The sequence below is a fragment of the Constrictibacter sp. MBR-5 genome (assembly GCF_040549485.1).
In the GTDB taxonomy this organism is placed as follows: Bacteria; Pseudomonadota; Alphaproteobacteria; order JAJUGE01; family JAJUGE01; genus Constrictibacter.
In genome coordinates this window covers 1-10,599 of the sequence record NZ_JBEPTK010000035.1, presented here as the reverse complement: position 1 = coordinate 10,599, position 10,599 = coordinate 1, and the positions used below count along the sequence as shown (strand labels likewise).

Annotated in this window: 9 protein-coding genes and 2 pseudogenes; 2 read left to right on the top strand and 9 right to left on the bottom strand. The window is 64.6% G+C overall.

The features are described from left to right. Positions 1-94 precede the first annotated feature (94 nt). A pseudogene (locus tag ABIE65_RS27535) lies at positions 95-835 on the top strand (transposase); the annotation flags it as partial. A 598-nt stretch (positions 836-1,433) separates the two neighbouring features. Here ABIE65_RS27535 and ABIE65_RS27530 read toward each other — a convergent pair. The 5 genes from ABIE65_RS27530 to ABIE65_RS27510 form a co-directional block, all read right to left on the bottom strand. Beyond that, positions 1,434-1,601 carry a hypothetical protein gene (locus ABIE65_RS27530; RefSeq protein ID WP_354081957.1) on the bottom strand — a complete coding sequence of 56 codons (168 nt, stop codon included), beginning with the start codon at positions 1,599-1,601 and terminating at the stop codon, positions 1,434-1,436. After that, on the bottom strand, positions 1,582-1,863 hold the full coding sequence (locus tag ABIE65_RS27525) for a hypothetical protein (protein ID WP_354081956.1): 282 nt from the start codon (positions 1,861-1,863) through the stop codon (positions 1,582-1,584). Before ABIE65_RS27525 ends, ABIE65_RS27530 begins: the two co-directional genes overlap by 20 nt. Positions 1,864-2,683: 820 nt before the next feature. Continuing rightward, positions 2,684-4,687 (bottom strand): AAA family ATPase, encoded by a 2,004-nt coding sequence (locus ABIE65_RS27520; RefSeq protein ID WP_354081955.1) that lies wholly within the window; start codon positions 4,685-4,687, stop codon positions 2,684-2,686. 277 nt (positions 4,688-4,964) lie between these two features. Beyond that, positions 4,965-5,438, bottom strand: a complete 474-nt coding sequence (gene lspA, locus ABIE65_RS27515) for a signal peptidase II (protein ID WP_354081954.1) — start codon at positions 5,436-5,438, stop codon at positions 4,965-4,967. Then, positions 5,439-6,311: a cation efflux transmembrane domain-containing protein gene (locus ABIE65_RS27510; protein ID WP_354081953.1), complete on the bottom strand. Its 873-nt coding sequence runs from the start codon at positions 6,309-6,311 to the stop codon at positions 5,439-5,441. Between the two features lie 47 nt (positions 6,312-6,358). On the opposite strand from ABIE65_RS27510, the gene ABIE65_RS27505 reads away from it, so the two are divergent. Then, positions 6,359-6,721 carry an ArsR/SmtB family transcription factor gene (locus ABIE65_RS27505; protein ID WP_354081952.1) on the top strand — a complete coding sequence of 121 codons (363 nt, stop codon included), beginning with the start codon at positions 6,359-6,361 and terminating at the stop codon, positions 6,719-6,721. Positions 6,722-6,844: 123 nt separating this feature from the next. Here the strand turns inward: ABIE65_RS27505 and ABIE65_RS27500 are convergent, their stop codons facing one another. The 4 genes and pseudogenes from ABIE65_RS27500 to tnpC all read right to left on the bottom strand — a co-directional run bounded on the left by ABIE65_RS27500 (position 6,845) and on the right by tnpC (position 10,492). Further along, positions 6,845-7,771: a cation diffusion facilitator family transporter gene (locus ABIE65_RS27500; protein ID WP_354081951.1), complete on the bottom strand. Its 927-nt coding sequence runs from the start codon at positions 7,769-7,771 to the stop codon at positions 6,845-6,847. A gap of 1,071 nt (positions 7,772-8,842) precedes the next feature. Continuing rightward, positions 8,843-9,073 carry an efflux RND transporter permease subunit gene (locus ABIE65_RS27495; protein ID WP_502918584.1) on the bottom strand — a complete coding sequence of 77 codons (231 nt, stop codon included), beginning with the start codon at positions 9,071-9,073 and terminating at the stop codon, positions 8,843-8,845. 67 nt (positions 9,074-9,140) lie between these two features. After that, positions 9,141-9,473 (bottom strand): annotated as a pseudogene (locus ABIE65_RS27490) (plasmid pRiA4b ORF-3 family protein); the annotation flags it as partial. A gap of 71 nt (positions 9,474-9,544) precedes the next feature. Continuing rightward, positions 9,545-10,492 (bottom strand): IS66 family transposase, encoded by a 948-nt coding sequence (gene tnpC / locus ABIE65_RS27485; RefSeq protein WP_502918583.1) that lies wholly within the window; start codon positions 10,490-10,492, stop codon positions 9,545-9,547. Positions 10,493-10,599: the final 107 nt, after the last annotated feature.

Here is a 10,599-nt window from a genome sequence, read left to right as displayed (position 1 = left end):
GGGCGCGCCCCGACCACGGACGAACAGAACCGGGTGGGTCAGATTTAAACCGGCGCTACGAAGACAACCGGGTCAGATTTGCAGCGGCGTTGACAACAGCGGCTACATGGTGCGGGACGGCAAGCCGAAGGGGTTCTTCTACCTCGACCATCGCACCGTCGACGCCAGGCTGGCGATCATCACCGACACCTGCACGACCCCGGCCAACGTCCACGATTCGATCGTCTACCTCTCGCGCCTCGATCATCAGCGCGCCCGGTTCGGCTTCGCGGTCGGCGCCGTCGGGCTCGATGCGGGCTATGCCACCGCCGGGATCGCCAAGGGGCTGGAGGACCGGCAGATCCTCGGCGTCACCGGCTATCGCAACCCGACGCCGCCCAAGCCCGGCATGATGCGCAAATCGAAATTCATCTTCGAAGCCGAGGCCGACGGCTATCGCTGCCCACAGGGGCAGGTCCTCGCCTATGCCACCACCGACCGCCACGGCTACCGTCACTACCGCTCCGACCCGGCGATCTGCCGGACCTGTCCGCTCCTGGCTTCGTGCACCACGAACGCCAAGGCGATCCGCACCATCACCCGCCACGTCTGGGCCGAGGCCCGCGAGAGGGCCGATGCCCACCGTCTGACGCCGTGGGGCAAGGCGATCTACAAGCGACGAAAGGAGACCGTGGAGCGCTCCTTCGCCGATGCCAAGCAGCTTCACGGTCACCGCTACGCCAGGTTCCGAAGTCTGATCCGCGTCTCCAGCCAGTGCCTGCTCGCAGCCGCCGCCCAGAACATCAAGAAGATCGCGATGGCCATGACCCGGAACCCCGAACCAGCTCCGGCTTGAGCGAACGACCTCCAACCCAGAGCCGATACCGCCCCGGTCCGGACACTCAAAGCACCCAAAACAAAACCCCGCCAGAAAATGACGGGGTTTGTCAGCAGTCTGAGCCGGGCACCCCTGTCAGGTGCCCGGCTTTGCGCTAGGCCGAGGCCGCGACCGAGAACTCGGTGATCGTGCCCGAGGCCAGGGGCTTCCGCTGTCCAGCAAGATTATGACGGCCGGTGTCGCCCCGCGATGAACGTTTCCGAAAGTCCATCTGGATGGACTCTGACGAGACTCCGTATCTCGTCCAGGCGAAGCGAAAGTGGCGGATTGATAAGAACGGTTGTGGCGATGGGTGGCATGACGCCGGGGTTCGGAGTTGTCGGATGCAGCCGATGTTGACGCAGGTGCCGCCGAAGGTGCTGCTCGATCAACGCCACGCGAGTCCAGGCGGCGGCCAGGCAATAAGCCTGCGCCCGGCCTGCCTACCCCGCGCCAGCAACATCACATCGAACGTTTCACTCATGACAGGCTCCACGCGATGATTGCCGCTCCGAGGATGGCGAGGGTGTCCTCGATCAGCGCCGCCGGCGCTCGCGGCCGAAGGCGGCCGCTGGGCTCACGCGGCACCGGCCAGGTTCCGCGACCGCCACCACGGCGCCCCCGACTGAACCGCAGACGGAATCGGGTGCTGCTCCTCGCGCGCTTGCGGATCAGCCGATCTGTTCCGGTAGCTGTCCTCAGCAGCAATCAGGCCGTCGCGTAGATCATAGACGTTGATGCTCATGCCATGATCGGAGCGCCAGTTGCCCGCTCGCCGGTAGCGCGGAGCCGTCGATGATCCAGTCGCCGGCGATCGTGACCCTGTTTCCGAGAAGCAAATGCGCTGGAACGGCCGCGCGTTCAGCGAGCGCCTGGCGAGCCACCTCTTTGCCGCGCACGATCAGGCCGTCGGGCGCTTCCAGCCCCTTCGCCAGGCGCCATGCAAAATCTGGCGTGACACAGGCGAGGACACCGTCGCCGACGTTGGACGCCTTGCCGAACCGCACGAGTAGCGCCTTCCCGGCGTCTCTATCGCCGTCATCCGAGACCGCCTCAACTGCCTTCCGGACTGTTCGGCCGACCGGGCCGCCGCGCAAGCCGTAGAAGCGGATGATCCGCGCCCGCCGCCGATCCTGGGTGGTTGAGCCGCAGAGCCCCCGGCTACGCCGCTGCGGTCGACATATGCCGATTTCTGGCGATGATGACTCCTCACGAAACCCAGAAGGCCCTATGCGCATCACAAGGCGCTCATTCCTTTTCGGCGGCGCATCCACGGTCGCGCTTCTGGGGTTCCCCTACGGCCGGCTTGGGGCGGCGCCCCCTCCCCCGGTCTTCGACCCTGCGATTGCCTCCACCACAAGCGCGGTCGAGGCGATATCGAAGCTCGTCTCCACCCGGGGCATCATCGGGCTCGACCTGGGCGATGTCAGAACCGTCATCCATGCCGGAGGACGTGCTTACTATGGTGAAGGCGCGGCCAGCGGACCCGATCGGGCGCGGATCGCAGCAGAACGAGCACTAACAGACTTGCGACGATCGTTGTCGGCCGTCCGAAGTGCTCCTTCCACCGTCTGAAGCAGCATCGCCTTGGTCTTGGACACTGCCAAGGCCCCTCCTACTGCCTGGTCCGTCGGTAGAGATGTTGACCGCGATCAGCATGTCGCGAGCACGGATTTCGGCCGCGGGATCCCCCCACCATCAGCGGATAGCTGGTTGAGCGGTAAGGTATTCCCTACAGACGGCATGCTCCTCACACGCGGATCCAGCTTGAGCTTCCCTCATTGGCTTGGCGGTTGCAGCAATGGCATCGAGCATGACAGCCCTCGCCTACGGCAAGGCAAAGCCGATCGTCCGCTGGCTGCCCTTCAGCGCACACTCTTCCGCCAGCGCGGTGACGAATGCCCTTGGCGTCGCGATGGCAGACAAGCGGCTACGCCGGGCCACGGTCGCGAAATCGCCCGGCACAAGCCCATTCAGCCGGCCCATATACTGCTCCAATTCGGCTTCAGGCTCACCGATCCCCAGGACGGCGCATTGTCGCCGCAGCAGTTCCCATGCCTGGTTCGGCCGGAGCGCACCGAACCCGATTTTGATGTCGAACCGCCGCAGTGCGGCCTTGTCGAGCGCGTCGATCTGATTCGTCGAGGCGATGAAGATGCCATCGTGGCATTCCATCTGCGTGAGCATTTCGTTAACGAGACTGATCTCCCAGTGCCGCTGCGCAGAGCGGCGATCCAACAGAAAGCTGTCGACCTCGTCGATGAGCAGCACAGCCCCTTCCCGCTTGGCGCCCCGGAAGGCCGAGGCGATGTTCCGCTCGTTATCACCGACGAATGCGGACAGAAGGTCGGAGGCGCGCTTCACATGGAGCGGCTTCTCCAGGGTGTTGGCAAGCCATTGGGCGTAGGCGGTCTTGCCGCTGCCAGGAGGCCCATGCAGGAAGATGCGGCCCGCAGCGACGCGCCGCAGGTTCTCACCGAGGGTGCGCAGTTCAACATCGGCATTGACGCAATCCAGATAGTAAATGCCCTCCCCGGGATCAGGCACGGCGTGGTCCGGCACCCGGTGGCCCTGCGCCAGAGTGGTGTTGCGAACTAAGAGTTCGACCGCTGCACTTGGCCCGGCACCGCCCATATCACGCTGGATGGTTCCGACCACGGCCGCCGCGCGAGCGATTACCGCTGGTGCCACCAAGTCGCTCGATGCGAGACGCGCTACTGCCGCATCGTCGACTAGCCCGCGGCAGGCGGCACGGACCAGCTTTTCGCGCTGCGACTTGGGCGGCACCGGCAGTTCCAGGCAGAAGTCAAAACGGCGGACGAACGCAGGATCGAGGCACGCGGTCGAGTTGGAGATCCAGATCGTCGGCAGCGGATTCTGTTCCAGCATCCGATTGATCCACGCCTTCGTCGACTGCGCGGCGCTCCGTTCGGCGATCGTGCCGGCGAAGGCGTCCTCCATCTCGTCGAACACCAGCAGCACGCGCCGCCGTGCCAGCACATGCTGCGCCGCACGCAGCGCCGTCAAACGTCCGGACCCCTCCATCGGCTCGCCATCCCGGTAGGCATCAGTGATCTCGAACAGCTCCACGCCGATCTCTCTTGCCAATGTGCGGGCCAGTTGGGTCTTTCCGGTGCCGGGCATGCCGTGAAGGAGAACGTTGACCCCCTTCTGCTGATCTTGGAGACCTCGGCGCAAATACGGGATCAGAATGTCCAGTGCCCGCGCGACGTGCGCGTAGTCGTCCAGGCCGAGTTCGGCCGGACGAGACAACACGACAGTATCCGAGATGAGATCGTGAGGGTCGGTACCCTCGGACATCATCTTGTCCGGGAAACGGACCGATCCGAACTGCAGCTTGTGAGGGAGGTTGACGCTTCGCTCCTGGTTCAGAAACAGCAGCCCTGCACGGCTGAGCAGACCCGCAGGCCCCAGAGCCGTGAACACCTGCTCAGGCGGAAGATGAAGAATTGCCGCGACCGCACGCATAGCGACCGTTGAGGTCATATCTCCGAGATCCCTACAGACGTCCGCCAGTTCAGCGGTCATCGCCAGCAGGACGGCGAAGCCCAATATATGGCGATCCATGTCGGACAGTCCTACGAGCGCGGCGAGGCGCGCAATATTGCCGTCCAGGGTGGGGGGCAATCGCCGGGCGGCCTGATCGTTTTCACATGCGGAGAGGAGTGACTGAAGCTGCTGCCGCGCCGTCGCTTGGCCGCGATGTTTCCCGGAAACATCCACCTCCAGGCCCAACAGTTCCGCCAGATGGCTGTCGCTCACCCCGCCGTCGCCGACCAGTCCACTCTCCGCGCCGAGTTCGACCAGCAAGCGCAGCAACCATACTCGAACGATCTGCTCCAGCCCCTTCGAGGCGCGCCAACTCCACCTTGTCGTCCGTCCCAATCAGATCCCCTGAGGTTGTACTGCGCGGGCCGAGGGCCAAGCGCTCTGTCCATCAGCGTCTCACGTTTCTCAAATCTGTGAAGGTTGGGGGGCATAGGGTCATCCCCTCCGAAATTTGAGGGGACAGGCCGGAGGAAATAGCCCTTGGGGGACAGCTCCGGACGGTTTTCCGCCAGTGCGGTCGTAGCCGATTTTTCCCTTCTCAGGCTTCTTCATGCCTTCTTCCTTCCGACGCGCGAAAGCCATCGAGCATTAGCAACGCCGCGCCGCAGACGACCGCCACGTCAGCAAGGTTGAAGGCGGGCCAGTGGTAAGCGGCAACGTGAAAATCCAGAAAATCAGTGACCGCCTGAAACCGCACGCGGTCAACCACGTTGCCGAGAGCGCCGCCGATTATCAGCCCGAGAGCCATGCTGACCGCCCGGCCTTGTGATCGCCATAGCCAGACGGCAAGGGCGGCCACTATGGCTAGGCTGAGCAAGATCAGCGCCCACCACGGCACAACGCCGCTAAGCATCCCAAAGCTGACGCCGTGATTGCGCACGAGGACAAGGTTCAAAATCGGGAGGAGTTCAACGCCATCCACCAGAGCGGGCGTGCCAAGGGCAAGCGCCTTGGTGCCCTGATCGAGAGCGAGCGCCGCCGCAGCGCATCCTATGCCGACGCGGCGGCCCACTTACGCGGCCTCACGCAGATCGGCGCGCGCATCCCGCACGATCACCCATGACGATTGCAGGAACAGACCGGCGATCACTGCTGCTACAACAAGGTCGGGCCAGGCCGTACCGGTCCATGCCACAAGGCCCGCCGCCACGACGACGGCCGCGTTGCCGATCGCATCATTGCGCGAGAACAGCCAGACCGCCCGTACGTTGGCGTCGCCGGTCCGGTGCGGAATCAGCGCGAGCGCCGCCGCCACGTTGACCGCCAGTGCGATGATCCCGAACAGCCCCATCAGCTCGGCTTCCGGCTGGTTCACAACCAGCACGCGGTAAGCCGTGTTGGCGAGAACCCCCAGCCCGAGCACCCCGAGAAACAGCCCTTGAATGAGCGCCGAGCGCGCGCGCCAGATCAGACTCCAGCCAATGGCGAGAATGCCGAGGAAGGTAATCAGCCCATCCCCGAGGAAATCGAGCGCATCGGCCTTGAGCGCCTGCGATCCCGAGATGAAGCCGCCGACCATCTCGATCAGCCCGTAACCGACATTGAGCACGATCACGATCCACAGCGCCCGCTTGTAGGCCGGCGTGATGTGGGAGAGGTCTTTCGGCAGATCATCACTGTCGCCTTCGTTTTTCGCCTTGGGGCCATCCAGCCGGTCGAGCTGATAGCCGATGCCGGAAACGGCGCGTTCGACCTCGGAGAGCCGCGCGGCGAGATCGCTCCCATGCAGCGTCATGATCTGGGTCGCAGTCGAAACCTTCACATTCTTCACGCCGGCCGATCGCACCGCCTTCTCGATCTTGGCGGCGCAGGCCGCGCAATCCATGCCGGTGACCCGGTACCGCGCCGTTTCCTCTGCATTCTCCGTCGAAAGCGTTACGCTCATGCCCATCTTCCTTATCCCAGACGGGCAACGTATCATTGCAGACTGATATGTCGAGCGAAACCGAATTGACGCAGCGGGTTAATGCCCGCACCGCCGAGCTACGGGCGAAGCTGTTCCGGGGGCTTGGCGATGCCTCGCGGCTGTCAATACTCGACGCGCTGCGTGCAGGGCCGCTATCGGTCGGGGAGATTGTCGCGAGCACCGGCTTGTCGCAGTCCAATGCCTCGAACCATCTGCGTTGCCTGAGCGAATGCGGGCTGGTCGCGGGCGAGCAGCGCGGGCGCTTCGTCCATTACCACCTCAGCGATCCCCGACTGGAAGTGCTGTTGAGTCTTGCGGACGAGCTGCTGACCGGAACGGCGCGGGGGGTTGATGCCTGTCGGAATTACGAGGCCGGAAAGCCGGATTGATCCCCCGCTTAATGCCGTAATTTGGCTTGTTGCGTCGTCAGCCAAGTCTGGCTCCCTCCTTAGAGGTTGACCCCGAAGCCCATCGGAAGCAGAAAATAGCCCCTTTGGCAGGATACCGTGCCGTCAGTGCTGCGGTACGACAGCGCTGTCGTGGCGGTGATCACTCGCTGTGGGGGGAAGTTCGATCTCCAGCGTCGAATGTGCGATCCGGAACCGCTCGCCGAGAAGGTGCTTCAGCTTGGATTTGATCGTCTCCATCCGGTCCATGTCGCTCTCTCGAATCACGACATGCGCCTCGACCGATCGATCGCGCTCATTCAGCTCCCAGACATGCACGTGATGAATCTCTTCGACGCCGTCGACACTCTCCATGGCCTGGATCAGCGCGTCGAACTCGATATCCGGCGGAGCCGCTCCCATCAGTATGCGAATCGTCCGGCCAATCATGCTGAAGCCCTGGTAGAGAACATAGGCCGCTATCGCCACCGTGACGACCAGGTCGGCGACATAGAGGTCGTAGAGGAGGATCAATGTGCCGGCGACAATGACGCCGACCGAGGCGAGCGCATCCGAGACGTTGTGCACGAACGCCGCCTTCACGTTGATGCTCTCCTTCGACATCGCGTAGGTGAGCATCGCGGTGACGACATCGACCGCGAGCGCGATTCCGGCGACGATCACCACGATCCATCCGGCGATCGGCTCGGGCGCGAAGAAGCGGGCGATAGCCTCGTAAACGAGATAGAGGCCGACGATGATCAGCGTGACCAGATTAATCAATGCTGCGATCACCTCGGCACGGCTGTAGCCGAACGTCATTCCCTTATGCGCGGGGCGGCGGGCGATCTTGCGGGCGAACAGCGCGAGGCCGAGCGAAGCGGCATCGTTCAGGTTGTGCAGCGCATCCGCGACGAGAGCAAGGCTCCCAGCAACGATGCCGCCGATGATCTGTGCGACCGTCAGCACGACATTTGCAGCAACAGCCCAGGCGAGCCGGCGGTCGCTCAGCGATCCGGTATCGTGATGGTGATGACCGTGGTCGTGCGGCATCCGGCGATCCTCTTATGATGACCGATCTGTGCTGCGTGGCTGCTGCCGCGCCGCAAGCCATAGCCCGGCTCCGATCTCGACAGCCGCCAACATTCGCGTCATTCCCGGTCGGCGTGCGAATATCGTCATAGCAGCCTCCCAGGAGGGTGGCCCGGCTCTCCACAGGCGTGGGTGGCTCGTCGGGTAGAGCAAGGCAATGATGCCGTCGCCGATCATCAGCATCGCCAACAACTCAGTGATTAGGGCTCGTTTCACCACGTCTCCTCCGTTTCTGATTACCGACCGATTTGGCGCGTGAAGGTTCCACTGGCATTGCTCATGGCCATGGCGCCGGCTTTGAATCGCCTCCTCCTGAGCTGTCGCATCTGGTGGCTTCCACTACTGCCAGCCGACAGCGGTCGCCGTGATCACCGCGCCGAGAGGCGCGCAGCGATCCAACTGATGAGGCGAGCGGTGCCGTAACGATCCTGTTTTGCTGCCGACGCTTCCCGGGCGAGTGTCGGCCGCTCGGCAGCCACCTTTCGGATGGCTGATCACTTGGGATGGCCGAGTCGGCCAGCTCGAGCCGATGCCGACCACCCCGAATTCCCAGTCAGTGTGCGTGCCCGCCCAGCTCGAAGCGAGCCTGTGCCGTCTTGCCGGCCTTGGTTCGCAGGCTGACGACGGCATCGGCTCCGGCGGGTACCTTGCCGGCTCCTTCCAATCGGTCGCCGGCGGGCTTGAGGGCGAGCGTTCCCTTTCGGACCTCACCCTCCGTGAAGAGAACGTTCGCCTGCATTCCGGCCGTGTCGACCGGCTTATCGGTTTCATGATCGAGCAGATAGAGAGCCACGGTGCCCTCCCCGGCCACTAACTCGCCTTCATAACCGGCAATGTCCTGGAGGACGCCGCCATGAGGCCCTTTGCTGCCGTGGGCGTGCTCCGGTCCATGAGTGTGGCCGTCCGCTGCCTGCGCAACAGCGGGAAAGGAAAGCAGGGTCAGGGCGATGATCGCGTGCTTCAGCATGTTGTTCAGTCCTTGGTTTCGTTGGAAAGGGAGCGGGCCGGCGATCGCATCGGCGCCTGTCCAGCTCACTGCGCCGGATTCTTGAGGGGCGCGCCCTCGGGCACGTCGTCTTCCTCTCGGATCTCGAACGGAAGCGCGAAGCGTCGATAGAGGGCCGGCAACACCACCAGCGTCAGAAGAGTCGCCGTGATCAGCCCGCCGATGACGACGGTCGCGATCGGCCGCTGCACCTCGGCGCCGACACTGGTAGAGAGGGCCATCGGCACGAAGCCGAGCGATGCCACCAGTGCAGTCATCAGCACCGGCCGCAGTCGGGTCGGCGAGGATGCCGAGTTGCTCATAGAAGCCAGGGATGCCGCCGCAGTCCTCGGGCGGGGCGTTTCGTTCACCGGCGACGTAGCGCGGGTAACCGATGCCCGGCTCACCCTGGCGGACAATGGTGACAGTGAGCCGGTGTTCCCAGCCGTCGCCGAAGTCGTAGAGGTAGTCGATGATGGTGCGGCGCGGCCGCAGCACGTCGCGTAGCCGCACCTTGGCGGGATCGCGGCTGGGCTCCATGCCCCAGTCCTGGCCCGCGGGTGGGCCGTAGCGCTGCCCGGCGATGGTGAACTCCCAGAGGTGGCAGTCGAACCAGCTCATGGCGACCTGCACGACATCGTGCAGGACCTTCAGCGTGATCGAGGTCGGGACCTCCACCTGGCGCCAGATCAGCGGGTTCGTACCCCGGAGCTAGATGCGGACGGTCGCGATCTCGGCGAAGGTGTCGGTCATGCGGCCAGTGTGGCAGCGGGGCTTTTCCAGTTCCACGGCAACAGTTCGTGGAGCCTTATAACGGGATGCCCGGGCAGGCGTTCGAGGGTGTCGGCGAGCCAGGCGCGCGGATCGATGTCGTTGAGCCTGCAGGTCTCGATGAGGGTGTAGATGGCCGCTGCCTGTCGGCCACCGGCGTCGGATCCGGCGAAGGTCCAGTTGCGACGGCCGACGGCGATGCCGCGCAAGGCGCGCTCGGCGGCGTTGTTGGACAAGCAGATCCGGCCATCGTCGAGGAAGCGGGTGAACGACGACCAGCGCTTGAGCATGTAGTCGATGGCGTTGGCCGTGGTCGACTTCGAGGACAGCGCGCGGCGGTTCTCGCGGAGCCAGGCCTCGAGCTCGACGACCAGCGGCCGATAGCGCTCGTCGCGGGCGGCCGCCTGCCGCTCGGGCGGTAGACCGTTGATGTCGCGCTCGACCTCGAACAGCGCGTCGATGCGCTTCACCGCGGCGACCGTCATTGGCGCCTTCTTCAGGTCGGCGAGCTCGAAGAACTTGCGCCGCGCATGCGCCCAACACGCCGCCTCGACGATCTCGCCCGCCTTCCGGCCCGGCCTGTAGAGCTTCCCGAACCCGGAGAAGGCGTCCGCCTGCATGATACCGGTGAACGCGGCGAGCCAGGTCTGCGGATGCACGCCGCTGCGGTCGGAGGAGTAGAAATAGGCGGCCGCCGGTGGGTCGGCGCCACCGAACGGCCGGTCGTCACGCACCACCGTCCATAGCCGGCCGGTCCGGGTCTTGCCCTTCGCCAGCACCGGCACCGGGGTATCATCGGCATGGATCCGCTCGGCCTCGCGAACGTGCGCCTCGACCACTTCGACCAGCGGCTGCAGCGCCGCCGCGACCGCGCCGATCCCAGTCGGCCAGCGTGGAGACGTCGAGCGCCACGCCCTCGCGGGCAAAGGTCCGGCTCTGTGTGTTTCGGCGTGCAAGTTTGACCCCCTTGGCGGGGGTATCGGCGTTCAAAAATGACCCCCTGCTGGTGACGTTGATCAGACTGCCCACCGGC